The sequence below is a fragment of the Enterocloster aldenensis genome, from assembly GCF_003434055.1.
GTDB lineage: Bacteria > Bacillota > Clostridia > Lachnospirales > Lachnospiraceae > Enterocloster > Enterocloster aldenensis.
In genome coordinates, this window is sequence record NZ_QVEX01000006.1 from 100,024 (window position 1) to 122,890 (window position 22,867).

Here is a 22,867-nt window from a genome sequence, read left to right on the forward strand (position 1 = left end):
AATTCAACCCATTATCCTGTCAATAAATTCCTCATAGGTACAGGACGATACTATTTTTGCCAGCTCCTCAGGCCGGTTCACCACATTGCTGACCCAGTCAAAGAAAATCTTGATCATCCGCTCATCCCCTTCATTGATGGCAAAAAGCATGACCAGTCCCACGTCAAAGTTCCCCCAGCGCACCGGGCTTTTCAGCTGGGCCACCGCAATGGTGGAATGGCTGGCAAAGGCGCCGAAGGCATGGGGAATCGCAAATGCATTCACAAAGGAGGTGGGCGACATCTGTTCCCTTTTCAGTACGATATTCTTGAAGCCCGGCTCCACGATGCCTTCCTTTTCAAGGCCATGGCACAATAGGCGTATGATTTCCTCTGGAGTCCCAAGGGTCACGTTTTCATGGAAATGCTCCTTACGTATCAGGCTGCCGATATGGGAGGTGAATTCCAGCTGGAACTGCTTCTTATCCAGTTTATTGACAGCCTGGAGGATGTTTGACTCTGTATCTGAATCCACAAACAGGTTGATTGGCACCGTTGGCACGTCCAGCTTATGTTCCAGGGGAAATGTGGTCAGTATCAGATCCGGGTCCAGGGAGGAAACCGTCTCTTCCTCAAAATAGCGGAACGTCCCAACCACATCCACCCTCTCCCGGAACATTTCCGATATCTTCTTCACGCACATATCGGAGAATGTCTGGTTATGGGGGATGATCATGATGGTCCTGTACTTCCTGACACTGTTAATCCGCTCGCTGGCAGCACCCAGATGCAGGGCAATGTAGCAGGATTCCACCTCGGATATGGAAGCCTCCAGCCTGTCCTCCAAAAGTTCCACCACATAGATGCCCATATCGAACACCAAAGGGTATTTGCGCTTGATTTCTTCCACAAACACATCCTGCATATGGGCTTTGGCCTTTACGCGGTCTATGAGGCCGTGGATGTGCATCTTAAGCCCTGCTATCAGGTCCCCGTCCTCCCGGAAGTCCAGTCCGAACAGGGAATAAATCCCATCCAGGGCTTCGGCAACCAGCTTTTTCGTGTTCAGCCATTTACCTTCAAAGTTCACAAAATCACTTGTATAGTTGGAGGCCCGCTTGCCCATGATGACCAGGGCAAACATCCCCACTTCGCCGTCATGGACCTCGATGTGGAGGCGCTTTGAGATACGGTCAAAAAAGGTCAGGGAAATCTGGTACTCAATGGTATCCTCAAGGCCCTGGGAGCTGTTATCCATATTCACATAATTGGCGCAGTTCATCCGTTCAATGCTGGTCCCTGCGTGGAGGATGACCATGGGGAACATGGACTCATGGATGGAGTAATCATACTCCTCCAGCACATCCACGAAGATATCCTTGACCGCAATCAGGTCAAAGCTTTTATAAAGGCCGGCCAGCAGGTTCATGTTGAGGAAATTTTCCTGGACCTCAGCCACAAGCAGGTCCCTGTAAAACCGCCGTTTGCTGGCCTCATCCCCCTTCAGGGAAATGCATTCCCTGTTTCGTACCAGTTTCAGGTTGGCGTAAGGCTCCAGCATCCTGCGTATGCGTTTTAAATCATTGTCAATGGAGTAGCCGCTGACAAAAATCTGGTCCTGAAGAGAGACCAGGTTCAGTTCCCTGGTCTCAAACAAAAGCTTCTGTATAATGTATATACACCGGCCTCCCGGGGTCTGGGGAACCTCAGGCCCGGAAGGATTTTTCTCGGGCGCCGGAATGCTTGTCCTGGCATCCTCCATAACACGATAACCCTGGCGCACGTTGGATTCAATGGGCGCCGGGGTTATCCGTCTGTTGACAGCCTCCACATCAGAGCGGATGGTCCTGTCTGATACTCCAAGGAGGCCGGCCAGCTGCCTGCTGGTCATCCAGTCCCCTCTTTCTGAAAGTATGGCAAGCAGCTGTTCCTGTCTCACGTTCTGCATGGTTAGACTCCTTATCTCTTTTGCTTATGCTTTGCAGAAGGCAAATACCTTCCACGGTTCTACATAATTTAACAGCACATGCTCGTATTCCGGTAGATGTCCGATGACGTTCTTGCGTCCGTCATTGGGCATATCCTTAAGGACAATATGCAGTTCCCCTTTGTACTTCAGGTATCCGTCATTTAAGATGACCACGTCCCCCCGCTTTAAGTCACGTGTGTTGGCGGCTGGGACCGGTGCATCCGCAAAGGTTACCCTTGGCCATGTGGAGCGTATCATATACTCGCTCATATCGCCCCGTACCACGTGTTTGGGTCCGTAATCCAGGATTTTCTGCTCTGTTTCAGTCAGTTCCTTCTCAAGAACCAGCCCAAAGGTCAGTATGCTCGGATTCACGGCCGCGCAGGCCTTCAATTCCTCATCGGAAGCATAGGCATTGGCCACCAGCACATCATCCACCATTCCTGTGGCAAACAGGTGGCGCGCCTGGAAATCCATGGGCAGGCCCCGGTGCATCTCCAGGGTACAGAGGCCTTCGTTCACCGGCCATGGACCGTAGGTGCCTTCGCTGTTGCTGGAAATAAAGGCGGCCACCGGCAGGTGCATGGATTTCATCTTCTCATTGCATTTGTTGAAATGCGCAAGGCTCAGGCCCGTGTATTGCTGCGGATAAAAGTTGTGGCAGGTAACAAGCTTGGACCGGTCAGGATGGTGGTCCATGATATTCTCCACATAGACCAATTGTGTACTGGCATTCAGCTCTATCTTAAGCCCTTGCGGATTGTAGGTCATCAGGCTTTCCTTCATGCCGTCAAAGCCCTCGTCCAGCCGGATGCCGTCCACGTGCATCTCCTTGAAAACAGACAGGTCTTCATAGGAAATCCCCAGTCTGGAAAACACGGCCGGACTTACATCCGGGATGATTTCCATGCCGCACTCATGGGCCGCGTCCGCCAGCAGGCGGAACTCACTTACCACTTCTTCCCTGCACTTATCCCCCACGCTCAGCAGGCAGGTAAAGATACGCTTGTAACCAAGGCTTCCTGCTTTCCTGATATACGCCTGGTCGCGCTGGGCGGTGGAATGCTCCGGATAAATGGAAATACCTAATCTTGCCATAATAAATACCCCTCTTTCTTATTAAGACTGGTTCACAGTCCTGTACTATCTGGTATGTTATATATAATATAACCAATTACCAGGAAAAAGAGAGGTAAAGATATTTCCTAACAGCTAGGAAATCATAAAATTGTGCGAAGCAGGCCCTTAAGGAATCCGGCGGCCTGAACCTCGTCCGGCCCTTCCACCTCAAGCTCCAGGCTCTCGCCCTGGCGCGCCCCCAGGCTCATGAGGGACAGGACGTTCTTACAGTCTGCAGTCTTTTTATCACTTTTCAGGTAAATACTGCTTTCATACCCGCAAGCCGCGCGGCAGAGACTCATGGCATTGGTTGCATGGAGGCCCTGCTTGTCTGAAATAACATATTTGTAAGTAATCATCGTATCATCATCCTTTGTTTTTCCTCCCCCCATTTTAACATAGTTGGGGAAAGTGCACAAGGGTTTATGGTAGAGTCATTCATCTGCAAACCGGTAAGGGATTTCTTGACAAGATGGCAGGTATGTATGTAGAATAGAGAGGCTGGTGTGTAAGAATCGAATTTTATGAAGGAAGGAAAACGGCAGGATGAAACTTCAGAGGCTTTTAAGCCTGACAAGACAGGCCTTGGATAAATATAACCTGATTGAGGACGGGGACAGGATTGCAGTGGGGGTGTCCGGAGGAAAGGACAGTCTGGCGCTGCTGTATGCGCTGCATCATCTGCAGCGGTTTTATCCCAGTAAGTATGAGTTGTGTGCAATTACGGTGGATTTGGGACTGGGGAACATGGACCTGGAACCGGTCAGGGAGCTGTGCAGGGAGTTTGGCGTGCCCTATACGGTGATTCCCACGGAAATCGGCAAGGTTTTATTTGATATCCGCAAAGAGTCCAATCCCTGCTCCCTCTGCGCCAAGATGCGTAAGGGCGCCCTGAATGAAACGGCGAAAGAACTGGGATGTAATAAGATTGCCTATGCCCATCACAGGGACGACGTGGTTGAAACCATGCTGATGTCCCTGTTTTATGAGGGAAGGTTCTATTCGTTCTCACCCCATACTTACCTGGACCGCATGGATTTGACGGTCATACGTCCCTTTTTATTTGTGACGGAGGCGGATATTGTTGGATTTAAGAATAAGTATCAGCTTCCTGTGTGCAAGAATCCATGCCCGATGGATGGATACACCAAGAGACAATATATTAAGGATCTGATCAAAGAGCTTCAGAAGGATAATCCCCATCTGAAGGACTGCATGTTCCACGCAATCCTGGATGGGAATATAAAGGGATGGCCCCAGGCGGTTAAGTAACGCCTGAGGCCTTTTTTCATGGGAATCGTTCTTTTTTCATGGGAATCCTGCCTTTAATCCTGGCTGGATGGCTGGATTAAGCCGGATGATGGCTGGATCATGACCCGATGACGGCTGAATCATGACCGGATGACAGATTCCCGTCATACGCCCGGTCCTGCCTGACCTGGGCCGCCGGAATTATTTTCTGAACCGGAAGGGCCTCCGGGCCCCGGGGTTCCTGCTTCCGGCGGCTGTGGGGATGTTTCTGCTGCTGACGGCTGTGTTGGCTTGACGGAAGGTTTTGTATTGTCCTGGGCGCCTGGGCCGCCTTCATCCGAGGTGGTGGTTCCTTCCTCCGTTTTATCCGGTTCCCTGGAAGGCTTTGTCATACCAGGGCCTGCCTCCTGTGTTTCCTCCGGCTCTGTTGTTTCTGCCTCTGTTGTCTCCTGCGTTTTTGTTGTCTCTTCCTGGGTGCTCTCTTCTACTGTTGTTTCCGGCACTGTTTCAGGAGGAGCTGTCTGGACCGGCGCCTGGCCTCCGCCGGATGAATCGCCGGACGAACCACCGGATGAACCGCCTCCAAAAGGCGCTGCCTTGCCTTCCTCATAAAGGCCTGTTTCCTCTGAGATATGGGCGCTGATTTTCTTGACGGCCGAGGATGGACGGTAGCTGGCATCCTCTCCGTACAGGAATTGGTGGAGGAGCACCACATTGCTCTCCAGGGTGGTTGGGATGACGCAGTCCATCCTTCCCACGCGTTTGGTCTGCCTGGAGAAGGGGAAACCGGCCGTGTCGCCGATGTGGTATTTTTTAATGTCCTTTACCAGCGGGACCACATCATTTACCCCGACACTGGTGGAAATCTGCGGAATCATGTAGGTGGCCAGTGAGGTCAGGGTGGATACATCTGCCTGTTTTGCTTTCTCCAGCGCCAGCATCACAACCTTTCTCTGACGTTCCGTTCTCTGGAAGTCCGTATCCATGAGCCGCAGACGGCTGTAAGCCACTGCCTGTACCCCATCCAGATGGTTGGGGCCTGCCTGGGCCAGCTGGACGGAACCGATTCCGGTGGAGTTAACGGTTTCCGTGATAAATGCATTGATGTATTTAAATTCAGCCGGGGTGATATCTATATCAATACCGCCCAGGATATTGATTGCCTCAGCAACGGATTTCCAGTTGAAGGTGGCATAGTCGTCAATTTTTATATCCAGGTTCTCTTCCAGGGCGGCAACCGCCTGTTTCTGGCCGCCTTTAAAGTATGCCTCGTTAATCTTGTGGTAGGTTCCTTCTGAATTGATTTTCAGATAGGTATCCCTGTATACGCTGACCAGCTTGATTTCACCGGTAGAACGGTCTATGCTGCATATCATCTGTACGTCGGCCAGCGCATTCTTCGTATTGCCATCCCTGCTGTCCACGCCAAACACCGCTATGTTCCATATCCCTGTGGGCCTGTGGATGAACAGCCATGCCCCGTATGCAATGAACGCTGCCAGCAGTATCAGAAGAATGTTCCTGAATCCTTTCTTTTTTCTCTTTTTTGCCATCTGTCCCTGTCCCCGCCGCCCGGAGGCGTCACGGCTCCTTCCATTGCTGTCTGTATAAACATCATCATATTGCCTGCGCTGTCCGGCTTTTGCTGTGTCTGCTGCCGGACGGACCGGACGTCTGCTCTTGGATGCAGCGCCGCCCGCCACAGCCCGGGCCGCCTTACCGGACCTGGAGGACCGGGCGGTAGGGGAAACGCGTCTGTTGGACCTCCGGTATTCCGGTTCATCTTCTATGATACTGTCCCCGAACCCGTCGCCGTCCCCATAATCCTCCCCGCCCCCAAAACCATAACCGTCCCTGTAACCAAAGCCGTCCTGGCTCTGGCGGTTCCATCGGTTTTCCACGCGGCCGTAAGCTTCGCGCCCATATTCTTCCTGACCGAATTCCTCGTCGTAGTAGTATTCCTCATCATAATGGCCGCGGCTGTCCTGTTTTCCATTCCTGGAAGGCGGTATCTGCCTTCCGGTCCCTGGTCCGGCCGCAGCAGGGCTGCGCCTTGTCCCTCTTCTGTTCCTGGCACGCAGGCGTTCCAGCTCATCATCATCATTGTAATTCATGACATACACCTCATCTATCTTTCTCATTCTGTTTATCCGGCTTATTCAAGGATACGCCGGTAGCTTTGCCAATCCGATGCGGCAATCCCTACTTCCACGTTGTTCACATTGCCGCTGGTTTCCTGGATACATAACATCTGTCCGTCTGCCGCCCATCCAAGGAAGATGACCACATGGGCAGAGGGTCCTGTGCGGATACAGATATCCCCAGGAACCAGCTCCGCCTTTGTAATGGCCCTGCCGCTGGAAATCAGGGTGCCTGTGCTTGCGGCGCCCAGTCCCCTGCCTGTAACGGACCAGTATACCCAGTTAATCCACCCGGAACAATCCAGGCCTTTCAGGAAACGTCCGTCCTCATCCGGTGCTGTGATGGAGCCAAAGCCGTTGCCCGTGTATCCTGGCGAACTTGGCTTGCCGCCCCAGTAGTAAGGAATCTTCCCAACAGAGGAAAGGGCATAGCGGATAAAATCCTTCTTCTGCCGGCTGGTATTTTCGGGGACCATGGTCATGTAAATGTCTATTTCCGCAGATGTCAGCGGATTGCGGACAAACAGGTCCGTGGTATTGATACCGTATACCTGGTACCAGTCCTGTGCGCTCAGATACCGGACCTGTTCCATTGCAGGTCCATCCCATCCATTCCAGGTCCCCTGCCCTGCTGCGCTGCCGGCCAGTTCATCCGTCCGGAAGAGTCCGTTGTCTTCCGTAATCCCCTTAATCGTGATGTTGATGGAAAAATCCATGTGACCGGGGCATGGATTCACCGGAGGTTCCTGGGCCTTTGCGGTTTCCGGCTCAAATCCTGCATCCGTGCTTATTGTTTCACCAGGTCCCTTGCTGTGATGATTGGAAGAAGGGTCTGTCTGTGCGGCTGCAGTTTCCGCATTATCGGCAGCCTGTCCGGCAGCCGTGGCGGCCGCATTATCATCCACCCGCCCAGTCTCTGATCCATCACCGCCACCAGACTGCGCTGACCCGGCGGTCTCTTCTGTTTCAAGTGACGATGGGGATGGCGGGGCAGATGGCGGGGCAGGGTCCGCTGATTCCATATTTTCTGAAGCAGCCGGGACCAGGGAGGTGCCGGCGTCCGCTGATATATCCGCAGATACATTCCCCTGCTCCAGGCAGCTTCCGTCACAGTAATAGATTTCCCCCATATGTACCGAATAGCTGTGGGAGGCTTCCCACATATCTGAAACATATGCCTTCAGCTGCCCCATATCATTGAGGATGCCATGATAGTAGAGGATATTTGCCATGGAAACAATGCTCCTTGCATTGGAAGTACTGCCGGAGGCCTGTCCGTCCCCATCCAGGAACTGCAGGTTCACATTTTTAAACTCAGGAATCACTCCGGAAGGCGCGGTCACGGTTTCAACCGGAAGTCCTAACAGCCCTGCCAGGCGTTCCGGCGTATAGTGATATAAATCATATATGCCGGAGGACCATTTGGCATCCATTCCGGAAAGCTGGTCATAAAGCCGGCCTGCGTAACTGTAGGAAGGCTGGGTCGTATCTGCCCCATCCTCATAAAGATAAGCCAGGTTTAAAATGTCCGGACTCATCAGGTCAGCATTGGAAGGGGTGGCATCTGAATAGGATGCAGATGGCGGGAATTCAAAATGGGGGGTGCCATTCAGTGTTTCCGCTGTGGATGGAGTACTGATGGCCGTAGGCTTTGGAACCGGCGCCAGACTGCGCTGTCCAAGGCGCCTGCCTGTTGTAAATGACAGGAAGCAGCCTGTCAGGAATACAAGGGCCAAAGCCGATATCTTATATATGCGCTGTTTATATGTATGAAAAAAATTCAGGAAAAGCTGTATCAGTCTGTTCATTGTTTTATCCTTATTGTCACAGGTATCCTATGTAATTACACCGTTCCCCATTATATCATAGGGACAAAAGAAAAAACAGAACAAAACTCTTAAAGAATCATTAATTAAAGTCCCAAAAATAAAGTCTCTTAATTAAAGCAGCCACTGGATAATATCCGCTGCATCTCACCTCAGCCGGAAAATCCTCCGTCTTGGTGCATAGGACCTCATTTTATATTTTTCCGACATGCTTTGTACGCTTCCCGGTTTTCCTCTTTTGGATTCTCAATGCATTTTTTGAATCATCCTCTATAACCCCTGTCCGGCATAACACCCAAAATATGGTTGACGCATAAAATAGAGTGAGATATAATAATCCCAATCTATTTAGGAGGAATAGGGACCCATAGCAAAGCTAAGCGCCATGCACCTTTTACCGGGACCGTGAACAGCAGGACCAATGCTGCCGGTGAAAAGGTTAACGAGGTGGAGAGATAATCGAGATATTCGGCGGGTACTCTCCCATGCCGTCCGGGCGTGTGATATGTTGTTAAATATGCGGGTAACTGCAAAACAGAGGCAACATAACCGGAATGATTTTCCAAAAGCAAAATACGGATTCGAAAAACTGTCCTTTGGCGGCAGCTTATTTTTGTGCGGCCTTTTTGTGCAGCTTAATGAATCATTTACATCCTATCATTTACTTCTATGTAACACTTACTTGTAAACCGATTGAGAATAGAAAGGCGGAATCATATTATGTGTGGAATCATTGGATATACAGGACCATTAGAGGCCAGGGACCTGCTATTAAACGGTCTGGCAGGACTGGAATACAGAGGTTATGACAGCGCCGGGATTGCTTATTTTAACACAGACTCCCAGGTCAGGATCATTAAGAACGTGGGCAAGGTGGCTGCCCTCAGGGAATGCGTCAATAGGACCGGGGACGTGTCACACTGCGGCATCGGGCATACGCGCTGGGCAACCCACGGAGGTGTGACCGATGAGAATGCCCATCCCCACAGGGCGGGTCAGGTGACCCTGATCCATAATGGAATCATAGAGAATTATCACCAGCTGACACAAGCATATGGACTTCAGGATAAACTGGTATCCCAGACCGACAGCGAGGTGGCTGCCTGGGTTTTGGACGCAGTGTATGAGGACAGCGGCCGCGACCCCTTAGCTGCCATCAGGACATTCATAAAGAAGCTGTCTGGTTCTTACGGCTTCTGCATTCTTTTTGATGACCGGCCAGGGGAAATATACGCTGTGCGCAATGTAAGCCCGCTGGTGGCTGCCTACACCCGTTCCGGGGCCCTGGTTGCCTCGGACCTGACAGCGCTTATCTCCTACACAAAGGAATACTTCGTGGTGCCTGAGGGACATATCGTGCGCCTTACTCCTTATAAGGTAAGGGTATATGACATGGAATACAACAGGATTGAACCGGAAATGCTGGAGATCAGCTGGAATATGGATGCGGCCATGAAGAACGGCTTCCCTCACTTCATGCTGAAGGAAATCCATGAGCAGCCGGAGGCCCTCAGGAACACCATTCTCCCCCGCCTGTCAGGGAACCTGCCGGACTTTACCGCGGATGGCATTCCGGATGAACTGTTCCTTAACTGTAACCAGATACGCATCATTGCATGCGGAACAGCCATGCATGCAGGGATTGTGGCCAAGGCCCTGATGGAACCCCTTCTGAGGATTCCCGTTACGGTGTCCATTGCATCGGAATTCCGGTATGAAGACCCTCTGGTGGATGAAAAGACATTGGCAATCGTCATTTCCCAGTCCGGCGAAACCATTGATACGCTGGCAGCCATGCGTTTGGCACGGTCCCTTGGGGCGCCTGCGCTATCCATTGTCAATGTGAAGGGGTCCACCATTGCCAGGGAAAGCGATTATGTGTTTTATACCCACGCCGGCCCGGAGATAGCGGTTGCCAGCACAAAGGCCTACTCTGTCCAGCTGGCCGCCCTCTACATGCTCTGCTGCCGCATGGCCCTTACCAGGGGATGCTGCAACAAAGCTGAGGCCGGACAGTTCATGGAGGACCTTCTGGCCGTGATTCCGGCCATGGAGACAATGATTGGCCGGTCAGACCAGATTAAATCCTTTATCCGCCACCTGATCCGTGAAAGGGATACCTTTTTCATCGGAAGGGGCCTGGACTATGCCTTTTCCCTGGAAGGCGCACTGAAGCTGAAGGAAATATCCTATATCCACGCCGAGGCCTATGCTGCCGGCGAATTAAAGCACGGGACCATTGCCCTGATTTATGATAATGTTCCTGTAATTGCAATCGCCACCCAGGACCACGTGTTTGCCAAGACCATTTCCAATGTCAGGGAGGTAAAGGCAAGGGGGGCCTACGTAATCCTTCTTGCAAAGGAACAGGCCCAGCTGGAGGACGGCGTTGCGGATATGGAACTGAGGATACCGGATCTGGAGGACAGATTCACCGTGTTCCCCATTGCCGTGGCCCTTCAGCTCATTGCCTACCATGCATCCACCGGCAAGAACCTGGATGTGGACCAGCCAAGGAACCTGGCTAAATCAGTTACCGTGGAATGATGCTGCCTTTAGATGTGTCTTAGAGAATCATCTGTTATAGTTATAACCACAGGAAATGATTCACACAATTGACAAAGGAGAGTTAACTATGAAAAAGAGAATTGCTTTACTGTTACTTACAGGCGCCTGCTTGATGAATACGGTGCCCTGCTTTGCATCCCAGTCCGTAAAGGTCAGTTATGTGGGTTCCCAGGGTACGGAATATGCAGCGCTCCCAAGCAGTGAGACCCTGCAAAAGGACGTGGGATTCAAGCCAAAGGCGCCGGCCGCACTGGCAGGAGGTTACCGGTTTGACAGCGGAAGGATTACGGAATCATTTGACCTGGACGCGGGCGGCGCTCAGGTCAACAAGCAAAAAGGCATCAGCTTCAACTATGTAAATAAAGCCGGCAGCACTGCCAAATCAGTCACCCTGTCCGCGGAACAGGCCACGGACCAGTCCTTTTCAGAAGACTCTGCCCTTGTGGAATATGGGGAAAGGAAATTATATTACAGCACAATCCAGGCCAATTCCATATCATGGATTGACGGGGATGTCTACTATATGCTTATGGACATCAATAAGGCTGTCACGAAAGATGAACTGACGGCAATGGCCAAGGAACTCATTGACCTGGACATGGCTTCTGCGCAATAAGGGCAGGCATATGGAAATAGCGTGAATGATGTCATCATGACGTTACTGTGACAAAAGGGATGCTGCCGCACCAACCTGGATTGGTACGGCAGCATCCGCTGTTTTTAATCATATATTGTCCATGATACTACATTTGATACTACTTCTGTCTGTTCCATGCCTGTTTGACTTTGGCGAAATTCATGATTACATCCACTGCGCCGTCCGCCCCGACCTTGCTGCTGTTAATGCATAAATCATAGCTGCGCGGGTCGCTCCACTTTTTGTTGGAATAATAATTATAGTAATTAGAGCGCTGTTTGTCAGTTTTAATCATGATATCCTTTGCCTTGGATTCGTCCACCTTATAGAGCTCCTGAAGACGTTTCAGCTTATCCTTGTCATCTCCTGTGATGAATACGCTTACCACGTTGGGATAATCCTCCAGTGCGTAATCCGCGCAGCGCCCCACGATAACGCAGGATGCCTCGTCCGCCAGTTTCTTAATGGTATCAAACTGTGCCAGGAATATCTTGTGGTTAATGGGCATATCGGAATATCCGGATGCGGTATATCCCATGGAATAAGAATCCATTACCAGGGAATACAGGAAACTGCTGGTGGGCCTTTCATCGTGTTTCTCAAATAATTCCTCGCAGAGACCGCTGTGCTTGGCTGCCATGGCTAAGAGTTCCTTGTCGTAGCACTTGACCCCCATCTTCCCAGCCAGCATCTCGCCTATTAATTTTCCTCCGCTTCCACACTGTCTGCCAATTGTGATAATAAGATTATTTGTCATTCCACATTCCCCTTTCTGCACTCTATGTCATGTTATGAATGAGTCATATTTTATCTATTAAGTATTATAACTCAAAAATTCAGAAAAGTATATAGAAATGCGCAATAAAATATAAAATAACCCAAAGCTTTTCGACAAAAGTGACAACTTGTCTGCTACTGTCTCTCTTAATAGGCATTTTATCTAAAAAATATTTTATCTCAAAGTCTTTAAAAGTTTCTCAAAGTACCCGGGCAAAGGCGCGGTGAATTCCATATACACGCCTGTCCTGGGGTGGATGATCCCAAGGACACCTGCGTGTAGGGTCTGTCCTATGAGGCTTGGCACAGGGCATTTGGAGGGGCCGTACACCGTATCCCCCAGAAGGGGATGGTGGATGCTGGCCATGTGCACGCGGATCTGATGGGTCCTGCCGGTTTCCAGCCGGCATTCCACATAGGTATACTGTTCAAACCGTCTTAACACCTGATAGTGGGTAATCGCATTCCTGCCGTTATTGTAATTAATGCACATTTTCTTGCGCTCTGTCTGATGGCGTCCAATGGGCGCGTCCACGGTCCCCTCATTCTCTTTTAGGACGCCGTGGACAATGGCCTGGTAACGCCGGGTGATGGAATGCTCCTTTAACTGGGCGGCAATGGAGTTATGTGCCATGTCGTTCTTGCACACAATAAGCACGCCGGTGGTGTCCATATCAATCCTGTGCACGATGCCCGGACGCATGACCCCGTTAATGCCGGACAGCTGGTCCTTACAGTGATACATCAGGCCGTTGACCAGGGTATGGCTGTAATGCCCTGCAGCCGGATGGACCACCATTCCCTTTGGTTTGTTAACCAGTATGATGTCCCGGTCCTCATAAAGGATGTCCAGGTCCATGGGTTCGGCCTCAATCTCCGGCTCCACTGCCTCCGGCACATCCACCTCAATATGGTCATCCGCTGCAACCACATAGCTGGATTTTATGAGACTGCCGTTAACCAGGACCTGCCCTGATTTAAGGAGCTTCTGGATATAGGAGCGGCTTAATTCGGGGCAGGCTTTGGCAAGGTATCTGTCAATACGCACATCGGACTCCAGGTCCGTGGGATAAAATTCCTGTTTCAAGGGTATTACTCCTTCTTTTTTAATGCAAAGCAGGCCATATCCTCATCCTTGTAATAAATCATGATGAGGAGTACAAGGCATGCGGCGGCAATGGTGACATAACAGTCCGCAACATTGAATATGGGAAAATTAATCAGCTTAAAATACAGGAAATCCACCACATATCCCTGGCTCACCCGGTCAATCATATTGCCGACAGCGCCTGCGCTGACCATCATCAGGCAGACGGTCAGGGGACGGTATTTCCTGTCTGTGGGCATCCTGAGCATAAGGTAAGCCACTGCCCCCAGAACTGCCAGCGCAATCAGGAAAAAGAACAGCTGCTTTTCCTGCATCATGCCAAAGGCAGCGCCGCGGTTCTCGGAATACAGGAATTCAAATACACCGTCCCAGATAACATAGGGCCCATTGCCTTTCAGATGGGCTACAACCAGCCCCTTGGTCCACTGGTCCAGCCCCACCAGGATTATGAATCCAATCACAAAGCTGGCAAGCATGGATTTTTTCTGTTTTGTCATTCCCTGTATCCTCCTATCATGTCAAATCCGGCCTTCATCTCACTGCTGGTAACGCTTTTGTCCACGCAGGCATGTCCGATGGCCTTAAGAAGGATGAATTTAATGACCCCGGCCTCCATTTTCTTATCGCTTTTTGCAGTCCGGCCCACATCCTCCCAGTCAAGGCCGTCCACCCGTCCCGGAAGGCCGAAACCGGTAAATACATCCCTTAATGCAAGGAACTCTTCCTCTGTAATCATGCCCCTTATATGGGAAATGTATCCCGCCGCAATACAGCCAAGCCCCACACAATGGCCATGGAGCATGGTGAAATCCTTCAGTTTCTCAACTGCATGGCCCAGGGTATGGCCAAAGTTCAAAAGGGCCCGGTCTCCCTGCTCGGTGGGATCTGTTTCCACCACTTCCTTTTTAATCCGGTTGCTTCCATATACCATGGCCTGGCACAGGTCAAGGTCGCGTTTTAAGATACCTTCACGGTTATCCACCAGCCACTGGTAATATTCCTTATCCTTAATAAGCCCATGCTTGATGACCTCCCCCATGCCGGAAGAAAACTGCTCCCCTGGCAGGGTAAGCAGGGTCCTTAAATTGGTGTATACAAAAAGCGGCATATGGAATGCGCCTACCATGTTCTTATAAGCGTCAAAATCCACGCCGGTCTTGCCCCCGATGCTGGAATCCACCTGGGATAACAGGGTGGTGGGAATCTGGACAAAACCAATGCCCCTCAGATAGGTGGCAGCCGCAAAGCCGCAGAGATCGCCTACCACGCCGCCGCCAAGGGCAGCCAGTATGTCCTTCCGGTCAAAATGCTCCAGTATCAGGTGTTCATACAGTTTCTTCACTGTTTCCAGGTTCTTGTTCTCCTCACCTGCCGGGAATATGAATACGGAAACCTGCCTGCAGCAGCTGGACAGGATGGTTTTCACTTCCTCCAGATAAAGGGGCGCCACATTGGAATCGGTCACAATGCAGATCTTATGTTCTTTCAATGAAAGACGGTCAGCCTCTTCCTTTAAACCGGAAAAAGATGTATCCATCACAATGTCATAAATCGGTTTTCCATCCCTGCACACGTTCATTCTGTCCGCCATATCCGTTTCCTCCTAAAAGATTGCACCCATTGCCCTTTGGTTGGGTGTTTTAATATTTCATTCCCGCCATCTGATCCGGGCTGTGGTGCTGAACAACACAAAATCGGCAGACTCTCATGGTCTGCCGCATTCACGTCCATATGGTCTTCGTATCCTTATATCATAAACGGATATTAAGCCCCGACACATCCATACCCATGGCGCCTCCGGCAGCCAGGATATCCTGGAAATCTCCGGATAACTCCACGGAATCAGGCGTTGCAATGAAGATATAATTGGATATCTTCTGCAGATTACCGTTCATGGAATAGGTTGCCCCTGAAGTGAAATCAATAATCCTCTGGGCTACCTCTGTATGTATACCCTCCATATTAAGTACCACTGCCTTGCCGGCCAGGAGATAGTCGCTGATATCCCTGGAGTCTTCCATAGAGGTCGGCTTGATCATGGTTACCTCCATGCTGCGTCTCATAGGCACTACTTTGGGATTGGATCTTCCTAAAAACCGCGGCTTGTCCGATTCCTCCTCGTCCTCATATTCAGTACCCTTCTTTGTAAACAGCCCCTTGCGGGGAGCTTCCTCTTCAAAGTCATCGTCCAGGTAGTAATCATCCTCTTCCTCTTCAGGACTTAATCTCATGGTATCCATTAACTTACCTAACAGACTCATTTTACACTCTCCAATCTCTATATGAAGTATCTGCCGGACATATGGGCTGGTTTGCGTATCAAAACAGCATGTCCTGGCCAGACACCTTATCGTACACCAAAAATCCCGGTGCCGACCCTAACCATGGTGGCGCCTTCCTCAACAGCGACTTCATAATCCCCAGTCATTCCCATTGAGAGCACACCCATAGTAACATTATCAATGTTTTTCTTATCTATGTCAACAGCAAATTCAAATAATTTTTTAAAAATTCCGCGATTTTCTTCTGGATTCTCTACAAATGGCGCAATTGTCATAAGTCCCTTGATATGGACATGGGGGAAATCCTTAATTGTCATAATTGCATCTTCTACTTCTTCCAGCATGAAGCCATATTTGCTCTCCTCCCTTGCAACATTGACTTCCAGAAGGATATCCACGTCCAGGCCGGCTTTGGCTGCATCGGTTTCAATCTGCCGCGCCAGCCGCAGGGAATCCACGGAGTGGATCAGCACTGCCTTCCCAAGGACCTGGCCCACCTTGTTGCGCTGCAGATGGCCAATCATATGCCAGCGTATATCCTCAGGAAGTTCCGGCTTCTTGGCCGCGATTTCCTGTACCTTATTTTCCCCGAAATCCCTGGCGCCTGCGGCATATGCTTCTTCCAGCATGGGAACGGGCTTGGTCTTGCTGACAGCAATCAGCGTGACTTCCCCGGGATTCCTGCCTGACCGGATGCAGGCCTGTTCAATCCGTTCTTTTACCTCGGTTAAATGTTCTTTTATCATAATCCTATCCCTCCGTATAAAGTCCAGTATTATTATTGGTATAACAGCTGTCCCTCTTCCACCATGGAAGCATCCAGCACAATGTGGTCATAAACAGAAAGACCGTAAGTTGAATTACGGCGTACCGTATAAAACTCATTGTTGGAATCAAGTATCTCAATCCGTTTAAAAATCGTGTATCCCTTATTGATATTATAAACGCCTTTTAGTGACGCGGTCCGCCCAATCTGGTAACGGTCCGATGAGTCGGGCTTTACAATATAATCCCCTGCCTTAAAGCCATTTTCCTCCCCCATGTCCACGTAATAGAATTCATCGTCAGAGGAATAGATGTCCGCCGGGACAAATACCACCGAAGGCCCGTTTTCCGTGTACACTTCCTTGTTGAAACCATTTTCCGACGTATCCCCGCCCTGGGTCAGGTACTCCAGCGGAACCAGGTAAAAGCTCTTTTCCGTCACGGCGCTGACCGGTATCTTTAACCCGTCAGACTGTTCCGTCACGATTTCAAAATTGACGAAGCGGTCTGATATGAACTGCTCCATATATTTGGTGAAATCCAGCTTGCCGTAAGTGGCCCCGTCCTTTCCCGTAAATGTGGAGTAGGCGGCCGGCGTGTCCATGGAATAATCGCTGAACATGACCCTCAGCCTGTCCTTGCCCGCATAAAGGCTGGCATCCTCCTCGGTCAGCTGGAACACGATGGACCAGTTCTCCGAGGTTATGATTTTGTAGGCCGGCATGCCGCTGTCAATCAGGTCCCCGGATTTTTTGATGGTCTTGCTGTACTTTTCCCGGTTAAAGCTTTCGGCTTCAATGTCGGCTGTGGTTATGTCCTCATAGGAGTCAAATCCATAGGAGACAACGCCTGATACATCTGTGCGGACCTGCTCAAAGACAGCTCCCGACTCCTGGGCCAGCTTGTCCAACTGGTCCAGCGCGCTGAAACTGGAATACTCCATTACCGCTGCCTCCAGGGAATATCTTGCATCATAGATGGAGGAAAAGTCCTGGTCCTTAAAAGCGAGCACATAGGATGTAAGCTGCTTCCTCAAGTCAGACAGGCTTTCATCCGTAAGGCCGCTGCCGTCTTCGGCGCTGTCTTTTAATAATTCCTCCAGATTACCGGTTTCATCCAGGGAATATATCCTGCTTCCCACGGAAGCCCGCTTCCCTTCCCTTAGATAATAGTTAATATATCCTGAACGGTCCGCTGTTTTTACCTGCTCTTCCCTGAGGATCAGACCGTTATATGTCCTGTTATTCACAATTCCCCCGTCCACCACTTCGTAGAATTGTATTTTCTCCCTTTTCAAATATGTATATACGCTGAATATGAGATAGAGGAAAATGATTGCAAAGATAATCATTCCCACATTAATATTGAGCGGCCGCCTGTAGCGGATAACCTTCTTGTTCTTCTTTTTAGCCATGGAACAAGGCCTCTCCTTTTACTGAAATGGAACGATGGACCAACAAATAACTGCCCGCCGCGCCAGGCATCCAAATCCCGGCACGGCAGGCAGCCCTATCACTCCTGTCACCTATCTTATCACAAAAAATGTATCATTACAATGAAATAATCACATCGCCCCTAGCACAATCCGGAAGCTCGGCGGCATCCATGGAAATACTCAGGACAAAGGTTACATGATACTTTTCACCGATATTTTTCAATGTCATATATGTATCGGAAATTTCCTCGCCTTCCAAGCATGACAGCTTTAAAAAGCTATCCAGGTACATTGTCTCCAGGTCGTGATCCTGGGAAATGATACCACAGATAAATCCTAAAAATCCTTCACTGCTTTTAATTGGGAATTCATTGACATTAATGAGACGGATCTTATTATTTAACTCATACATATGCTGGGCACTCTTATCCAGATATACGACAGTGCCGTTGGCCCCCTTAATTGCTGCATTGGCCATATCTAACAGATGTTTGGTCTTGCCCTTACCCTTTTTTCCCGCAATAATCTGAACCATATGAATCTCCTCCTTGAGTTATATATGTTGTATAAAAAATCAATTAAGATTACTCTAATTATAGTATAACTTCATAGAAAGCGCAATCACTATTTGACGATTTTAGAAATTATATTTGTCATATTGTCATAGAGATGGGGACGGCTGTCCGCCTTCAATACAACCGATATATACTCCTTATCAGAGTCATCCCTGGAAGCCATAATCAGGCAATAGCCCGCTGCCTTGGTGGTGCCTGTCTTTCCTCCGAATACTTTTAAGCCATCCGGCGTCTCCCTTTCCCCTGTCATGAACCAGTTACTGCCCTTCCAGGTCTTTGACACCGGTTCGCTGTTTTTGTTGTGGTAATTGGCCGTGTATGCCGTTGTCCCCACAATCTGGCGGAAAACAGGATACTTAAGGGCTTCATTAAAAATAAGGTATAAATCATAAGCCGTGGTATAGTGATCCGGATCATTTAAACCATGAGGGTTCACAAAATGGGTGCCTGTGGCGCCCAGACGCACCGCCTCTTCATTCATCATATCCGAAAACGCTTCAATGCTGCCCGCAATATGGACTGCAATGGCAGCCCCGGCATCATTGCCCGAAGGAAGCATAAGACCATAAAGAAGCTGCTCCAGCGTCAGCGTGTCTCCTGGTTCAATACCGCACAGCGTTGCCCCCGGTTCCGTGATGACAGCGTCATCCGTCACAAGGACACGGGACTTAAGGTCCCCTTCCTTGATTGCCACCAGGGCAGTCATTATCTTTGTGATGCTGGCAGGATACATGCGCTCAAAGACATCCTTGCTGTAAAGGACCTCCCTGTCGTCCATATCAAAAAGCGCTGCTGCCTGCGATGTGACAAAATCAGGGTCATATGAAGCCTCATCCGTGACAACGCACAAATCAGATGCAAAAGCATCTGAAAAACGTGTGGCCGCAGTCTCCTCTTCCAGCGCCGGAATCCGCTCCGATGCAACGTAGGCCTCCTTAAGGCCTCCAAAACACCCGGTCAGACCCATGGACGCAGTGAATAAAAGCGCGCACAAAAGGGCAGATGCCCGTTTCATGCCCTTCACCCTGCCCTTGACAGCCATTATCTGGCAACCTCCCGCCATTCCATGTCGCCCCTGTCCAGAGCCTTGATTAAAAGCTCTGCAGACGCCAGGTTGGTGGCAAGCGGTATATTATAGATATCACACAGACGGACCACATTGTTCACATCCGGTTCATGCGGCTTGGGATTGTTGGGATCCCTTAAGAAGATGACCAGATCCATCTCATTGTGTTCAATCTGGGCAGCCATCTGCTGCATACCGCCCAAATGGCCGGCCAGATATTTGTGGATATTCAGGTTGGCAACCTCCTCAATCAGGCGTCCGGTTGTTCCTGTGGCATACAGTGTGTTCTTGCTCAAAATCCCCCTGTATGCGATACAGAAGTTCTGCATCAGCTTTTTCTTTGCGTCATGTGCAATCAAACCAATTGTCATATTATATAACCCTCCTTGGATTAGAAATGTCTTGTCTCTCTTTGAAGTCCTACGTTCAGCACCAGCCCCATCCCGATGAATATACTGATCAGGGAACTGCTTCCGAAACTGATGAAAGGAAGCGGAAGTCCCGTGTTGGGGAAAATACCTGTGGCAACCGCGATATTGGCAAAGGACTGGAACGCTACCAGGGTAGCCATGCCGACACACAGGAGCCTGCCGGACAGATCCCTGGCCCGGGCGGCCATCATAAGACATTCATATACTATCAGTAAAAACAGGGTAATCACCACCACGCAGCCGATAAACCCTAACTCCTCGCCAATCACGGCAAAGATGAAATCAGTCTGCTCTTCGGAAAGGAAATTACCGTTTTTTACAGAAGCAATCGTAGTGTTGAACAACCCCTTGCCCTTTAACTGGCCGGAGCCAATGGCTATGATGGAGTTATTCTGCTGGTAGCGGGCCTCACCGTACTGATCCGGATAAAACCATGCCAGGATACGGCCTGCCTGGTATTCCTTGATAAAAGGAATCATACCATGGAGCAGCAGGTAGACGAACGTGGTGACCACCGGTATGGTAACTGCCAGGGTACCCATGATCCATCTGTAGCTGATGCCGCTGGCAAATACGATTCCAAGGACCATCACCATGATGACGAGACAGGTGGACAGATTCGGCTGCTCAAATATCAGGGCGGCCGGAGCTGCGAACAGGGCGGCTGCAATTGCTACCGTGCTGACCTGATTGATTCTTTCCTGATACTTCATGAAATACCAGGAAAAAGTCACAATCAGGCCAATCTTTACAAATTCGGACGGCTGAAGCTGTCCGATTACCGGCACCTCAATCCAGCGTTTCGCATTATTGACCACATTCCCCCATATCAGCACGGCCACCAGACTGGCAATACATAAGCCGTATATGGCCATGCTGAAGTTCAGGATCCTGTGATAATCAATAAGTGACAACCCTATCGCCACTGCGAGTCCAACTAAAACACCCAACAGCTGTTTGTTGACTGCATCCGCATTCATGTTGGTGGCGCTCCGTATGACCAATACGCCGATGATGTTGAGTGCAATCATATAAAAAACCAGCCGGAAGTTAAAATGTCTAAAATCATAATCCAAAAACATTTAATATAGCCCCTTGTTCGATATGGAACGAATCGGTATGTTGGCATGAAGCACAGGCAGGGCCCGGCTGTTGCCGGATAGAGGACTGTCTGTTTCCATCTGTATCTGGACCTTGTCCTTTTCTATCTCCATGTATTTTGAAATGGCATGAATCATGTCATCCCTTATCATCAGTATCATCTCCGGTGAGCAGCCTGCCTTGTCGGATACCAGCAAAAGTTTAAGCCGCATCTTAGCTGTCTCTCCGGAACGCCGGGTATGAAACCTTAAAAACCATCTCACCTTGACACCATCCCTTCTAAGCGCGCCGTAATATGCTGCGCAGTCTGGCGAACAAAGTCTCAGACTGTCCGGGATTAGCCATGGGAACACTCTCCCCTAACAGCCTCCGGCAGATGTCCAGGTAAGCCTGTCCGGCCGGGGAACCCATACCCACTAACGGTTCGCCCTGGTTGGTCGATACGACGATGTACTCGTCATCGGGGACTGCTCCGATAATGTTTACTGCCAGAATGTCCGTGACGTCACTGAGGGACATCATGTCTCCCCTGCGCACCATGTCAGCCCGGATACGGTTAACGATAAGGTCCACCTCGTCAATCTCCGCATGTTCCAGAAGGCCGATGATACGGTCCGCGTCCCGGATGGCCGAAACCTCAGGCGTGGTAACCACTAGGGCACGGTCTGCTCCGGCAATGGCATTGTAAAATCCCTGTTCAATGCCTGCAGGGCAATCCAGCAGTATGTAGTCAAATTCTTCCCGCAGATCCTCCACCAGCTTAACCATCTGTTCCGGATTCACCGCAGTCTTGTCCCGCGTCTGTGCGGACGGCAGTAAATAAAGGTTTGGATATCTTTTGTCTCTTATCAGGGCCTGCTTCATACGGCAGTTGCCTTCCACCACGTCCACAAGATTGTAGACAATGCGGTTTTCCAGTCCCATGACCACATCCAGGTTGCGCAGGCCGATATCCGTATCAATCAGCACTACACGTTTACCCAGTATAGCCAGTCCTGTTCCCACATTAGCAGAAGTAGTCGTTTTGCCTACCCCGCCTTTTCCAGAAGTAACCACAATGACCTCACTCATAATGAAATCCTCCTGAAAAATACTTTACCTTCCTATTGTACATTAAATTTCGTAAATTTACCAGTATTTTTTTGGCATTAAGCAAAATTTAACATATTGTTTAGGAATGTCTTTTTGAGCGGGCGGACCTGGATTTCTCCATCCTCCACAAAAGCAAGCATGGGACCTCTTCCCAGACGCTTGTTCCGCTCATTGAACCGGCTGCTCCTGCTGCCGATCCGGAGCTGCAGGGGAGCCATCAGGGAGGCCATGATGACCGCGTCCATGTTGCCGGCAACACCGGCCGTGACCGTGCCTTTGAGGTCACCCAGTATGATGACATTGCCTTTGGCCGTCACCCGGGCGCCATGCTCCACATCCCCTATGATGATGATACTGGCCTCTGACTCCAGGCAGTCCCCCCGGCGGAGCGTCCCCCGGTAGAACTGCCCTGTCTGGGAGCTCAGTTCCATCAGCTTATCATTCAGTGCTTTTTCACAGCGTTCAATCCGCTCTGCATCCGTATCCAGGAGACAGAGGATTTCAATCTGTGAATTTCTCGTAATCGTATCAACAATCTCGAATTCCTCGGCCGCAGTAAGGCTTCTCCCTTCCAATGTAAGGGTCATCTGTACGGAACCCCAGAACCTGGCGCTTTCACTGAACTTCTTAGCAATGGCTTCCAGGAGCTCATCAAAGGGAAGCCCCGGGTCCAGGATTACGGTCATTCCCGCTTTACTGCTTTTGATTACTACCGCATTGTGCATACAATCACCTCTTTTGCTGGC

Annotated in this window: 22 protein-coding genes; 3 read left to right on the forward strand and 19 right to left on the reverse strand. The window is 50.2% G+C overall.

The genetic code is table 11. The features are described 5' to 3' along the window. Positions 1–3: 3 nt before the first annotated feature. The 3 genes from DWX59_RS13960 to DWX59_RS13970 form a co-directional block, all read right to left on the reverse strand. Entirely contained in the window at positions 4–1,926 is a 1,923-nt protein-coding gene (locus tag DWX59_RS13960) for a BglG family transcription antiterminator (protein WP_117559840.1), read from the reverse strand. A 24-nt stretch (positions 1,927–1,950) separates the two neighbouring features. Beyond that, positions 1,951–3,045: a DUF871 domain-containing protein gene (locus DWX59_RS13965; protein ID WP_117559841.1), complete on the reverse strand. Its 1,095-nt coding sequence runs from the start codon at positions 3,043–3,045 to the stop codon at positions 1,951–1,953. A gap of 122 nt (positions 3,046–3,167) precedes the next feature. Next, positions 3,168–3,425 (reverse strand): HPr family phosphocarrier protein, encoded by a 258-nt coding sequence (locus DWX59_RS13970; RefSeq protein WP_117559842.1) that lies wholly within the window; start codon positions 3,423–3,425, stop codon positions 3,168–3,170. A gap of 187 nt (positions 3,426–3,612) precedes the next feature. On the opposite strand from DWX59_RS13970, the gene DWX59_RS13975 reads away from it, so the two are divergent. Then, positions 3,613–4,338 (forward strand): tRNA lysidine(34) synthetase, encoded by a 726-nt coding sequence (locus DWX59_RS13975; RefSeq protein WP_117559843.1) that lies wholly within the window; start codon positions 3,613–3,615, stop codon positions 4,336–4,338. Between the two features lie 143 nt (positions 4,339–4,481). On the opposite strand, the gene DWX59_RS13980 is transcribed toward DWX59_RS13975, so the two are convergent. Both DWX59_RS13980 and DWX59_RS13985 read right to left on the reverse strand, forming a co-directional pair. Further along, a complete protein-coding gene (locus DWX59_RS13980) occupies positions 4,482–6,431 on the reverse strand; it encodes an LCP family protein (protein ID WP_117560050.1) in 1,950 nt (649 codons plus the stop codon). A 41-nt stretch (positions 6,432–6,472) separates the two neighbouring features. Then, positions 6,473–8,266, reverse strand: a complete 1,794-nt coding sequence (locus DWX59_RS13985) for an NlpC/P60 family protein (protein ID WP_117559844.1) — start codon at positions 8,264–8,266, stop codon at positions 6,473–6,475. 738 nt (positions 8,267–9,004) lie between these two features. Here DWX59_RS13985 and glmS point away from each other — a divergent pair. Next, a complete protein-coding gene (gene glmS / locus DWX59_RS13990; RefSeq protein ID WP_117559845.1) occupies positions 9,005–10,831 on the forward strand; it encodes a glutamine--fructose-6-phosphate transaminase (isomerizing) in 1,827 nt (608 codons plus the stop codon). 88 nt (positions 10,832–10,919) lie between these two features. Further along, positions 10,920–11,468, forward strand: a complete 549-nt coding sequence (locus tag DWX59_RS13995; RefSeq protein ID WP_117559846.1) for a hypothetical protein — start codon at positions 10,920–10,922, stop codon at positions 11,466–11,468. Positions 11,469–11,607: 139 nt separating this feature from the next. Here DWX59_RS13995 and DWX59_RS14000 read toward each other — a convergent pair whose 3' ends face one another. From DWX59_RS14000 to DWX59_RS14065, 14 genes are all read right to left on the reverse strand, one after another. Next, positions 11,608–12,267 (reverse strand): cytidylate kinase-like family protein, encoded by a 660-nt coding sequence (locus tag DWX59_RS14000; RefSeq protein ID WP_117559847.1) that lies wholly within the window; start codon positions 12,265–12,267, stop codon positions 11,608–11,610. Between the two features lie 174 nt (positions 12,268–12,441). Further along, a complete protein-coding gene (locus DWX59_RS14005) occupies positions 12,442–13,353 on the reverse strand; it encodes an RluA family pseudouridine synthase (protein ID WP_117559848.1) in 912 nt (303 codons plus the stop codon). Between the two features lie 5 nt (positions 13,354–13,358). Continuing rightward, positions 13,359–13,871 carry a signal peptidase II gene (gene lspA, locus DWX59_RS14010; RefSeq protein WP_117559849.1) on the reverse strand — a complete coding sequence of 171 codons (513 nt, stop codon included), beginning with the start codon at positions 13,869–13,871 and terminating at the stop codon, positions 13,359–13,361. Next, positions 13,868–14,965: a 3-dehydroquinate synthase gene (gene aroB / locus DWX59_RS14015; protein WP_117559850.1), complete on the reverse strand. Its 1,098-nt coding sequence runs from the start codon at positions 14,963–14,965 to the stop codon at positions 13,868–13,870. The genes lspA and aroB overlap by 4 nt, the downstream gene beginning before the upstream one ends. Before the next feature lie 160 nt (positions 14,966–15,125). Then, positions 15,126–15,635: a cell division protein SepF gene (locus DWX59_RS14020; protein ID WP_117559851.1), complete on the reverse strand. Its 510-nt coding sequence runs from the start codon at positions 15,633–15,635 to the stop codon at positions 15,126–15,128. A gap of 86 nt (positions 15,636–15,721) precedes the next feature. Continuing rightward, complete coding sequence (locus DWX59_RS14025) at positions 15,722–16,402, reverse strand: YggS family pyridoxal phosphate-dependent enzyme (protein WP_117559852.1); 681 nt, start codon at positions 16,400–16,402, stop codon at positions 15,722–15,724. Between the two features lie 32 nt (positions 16,403–16,434). Continuing rightward, complete coding sequence (locus DWX59_RS14030; protein WP_117559853.1) at positions 16,435–17,835, reverse strand: biotin/lipoyl attachment domain-containing protein; 1,401 nt, start codon at positions 17,833–17,835, stop codon at positions 16,435–16,437. Positions 17,836–17,971: 136 nt separating this feature from the next. Beyond that, on the reverse strand, positions 17,972–18,391 hold the full coding sequence (locus tag DWX59_RS14035) for a twitching motility protein PilT (protein ID WP_117559854.1): 420 nt from the start codon (positions 18,389–18,391) through the stop codon (positions 17,972–17,974). Positions 18,392–18,480: 89 nt separating this feature from the next. Further along, on the reverse strand, positions 18,481–19,446 hold the full coding sequence (locus DWX59_RS14040; protein WP_117560051.1) for a D-alanyl-D-alanine carboxypeptidase family protein: 966 nt from the start codon (positions 19,444–19,446) through the stop codon (positions 18,481–18,483). A 26-nt stretch (positions 19,447–19,472) separates the two neighbouring features. Next, positions 19,473–19,868: a methylglyoxal synthase gene (gene mgsA / locus DWX59_RS14045; RefSeq protein WP_007864855.1), complete on the reverse strand. Its 396-nt coding sequence runs from the start codon at positions 19,866–19,868 to the stop codon at positions 19,473–19,475. Positions 19,869–19,888: 20 nt separating this feature from the next. Further along, complete coding sequence (locus DWX59_RS14050; protein ID WP_117559855.1) at positions 19,889–21,010, reverse strand: FtsW/RodA/SpoVE family cell cycle protein; 1,122 nt, start codon at positions 21,008–21,010, stop codon at positions 19,889–19,891. Further along, positions 21,011–21,292, reverse strand: coding sequence for a cell division topological specificity factor MinE (gene minE, locus DWX59_RS14055; RefSeq protein WP_008725880.1), 282 nt, complete (start codon positions 21,290–21,292; stop codon positions 21,011–21,013). Between the two features lie 16 nt (positions 21,293–21,308). Continuing rightward, positions 21,309–22,100 carry a septum site-determining protein MinD gene (minD, locus tag DWX59_RS14060; RefSeq protein ID WP_008725882.1) on the reverse strand — a complete coding sequence of 264 codons (792 nt, stop codon included), beginning with the start codon at positions 22,098–22,100 and terminating at the stop codon, positions 21,309–21,311. A 77-nt stretch (positions 22,101–22,177) separates the two neighbouring features. Further along, the gene (locus tag DWX59_RS14065) at positions 22,178–22,846 is read right to left on the reverse strand and encodes a septum site-determining protein MinC (protein ID WP_117559856.1); all 669 of its coding nucleotides are present in this window, start codon (positions 22,844–22,846) and stop codon (positions 22,178–22,180) included. Positions 22,847–22,867 lie beyond the last annotated feature (21 nt).

Bases quoted from the DNA above. Each gene is read 5' to 3' on its own strand.
- DWX59_RS13960 (WP_117559840.1), bottom strand. From the start codon at position 1,926: ATGCAGAACGTGAGACAGGAACAGCTGCTTGCCATACTTTCAGAAAGA.
- DWX59_RS13965 (WP_117559841.1), bottom strand. From the start codon at position 3,045: ATGGCAAGATTAGGTATTTCCATTTATCCGGAGCATTCCACCGCCCAG.
- DWX59_RS13970 (WP_117559842.1), bottom strand. From the start codon at position 3,425: ATGATTACTTACAAATATGTTATTTCAGACAAGCAGGGCCTCCATGCA.
- DWX59_RS13975 (WP_117559843.1), top strand. From the start codon at position 3,613: ATGAAACTTCAGAGGCTTTTAAGCCTGACAAGACAGGCCTTGGATAAA.
- DWX59_RS13980 (WP_117560050.1), bottom strand. From the start codon at position 6,431: ATGAATTACAATGATGATGATGAGCTGGAACGCCTGCGTGCCAGGAAC.
- DWX59_RS13985 (WP_117559844.1), bottom strand. From the start codon at position 8,266: ATGAACAGACTGATACAGCTTTTCCTGAATTTTTTTCATACATATAAA.
- glmS (WP_117559845.1), top strand. From the start codon at position 9,005: ATGTGTGGAATCATTGGATATACAGGACCATTAGAGGCCAGGGACCTG.
- DWX59_RS13995 (WP_117559846.1), top strand. From the start codon at position 10,920: ATGAAAAAGAGAATTGCTTTACTGTTACTTACAGGCGCCTGCTTGATG.
- lspA (WP_117559849.1), bottom strand. From the start codon at position 13,871: ATGACAAAACAGAAAAAATCCATGCTTGCCAGCTTTGTGATTGGATTC.
- aroB (WP_117559850.1), bottom strand. From the start codon at position 14,965: ATGGCGGACAGAATGAACGTGTGCAGGGATGGAAAACCGATTTATGAC.
- DWX59_RS14020 (WP_117559851.1), bottom strand. From the start codon at position 15,635: ATGAGTCTGTTAGGTAAGTTAATGGATACCATGAGATTAAGTCCTGAA.
- DWX59_RS14025 (WP_117559852.1), bottom strand. From the start codon at position 16,402: ATGATAAAAGAACATTTAACCGAGGTAAAAGAACGGATTGAACAGGCC.
- DWX59_RS14030 (WP_117559853.1), bottom strand. From the start codon at position 17,835: ATGGCTAAAAAGAAGAACAAGAAGGTTATCCGCTACAGGCGGCCGCTC.
- DWX59_RS14035 (WP_117559854.1), bottom strand. From the start codon at position 18,391: ATGGTTCAGATTATTGCGGGAAAAAAGGGTAAGGGCAAGACCAAACAT.
- DWX59_RS14040 (WP_117560051.1), bottom strand. From the start codon at position 19,446: ATGAAACGGGCATCTGCCCTTTTGTGCGCGCTTTTATTCACTGCGTCC.
- mgsA (WP_007864855.1), bottom strand. From the start codon at position 19,868: ATGACAATTGGTTTGATTGCACATGACGCAAAGAAAAAGCTGATGCAG.
- DWX59_RS14050 (WP_117559855.1), bottom strand. From the start codon at position 21,010: ATGTTTTTGGATTATGATTTTAGACATTTTAACTTCCGGCTGGTTTTT.
- minD (WP_008725882.1), bottom strand. From the start codon at position 22,100: ATGAGTGAGGTCATTGTGGTTACTTCTGGAAAAGGCGGGGTAGGCAAA.
- DWX59_RS14065 (WP_117559856.1), bottom strand. From the start codon at position 22,846: ATGCACAATGCGGTAGTAATCAAAAGCAGTAAAGCGGGAATGACCGTA.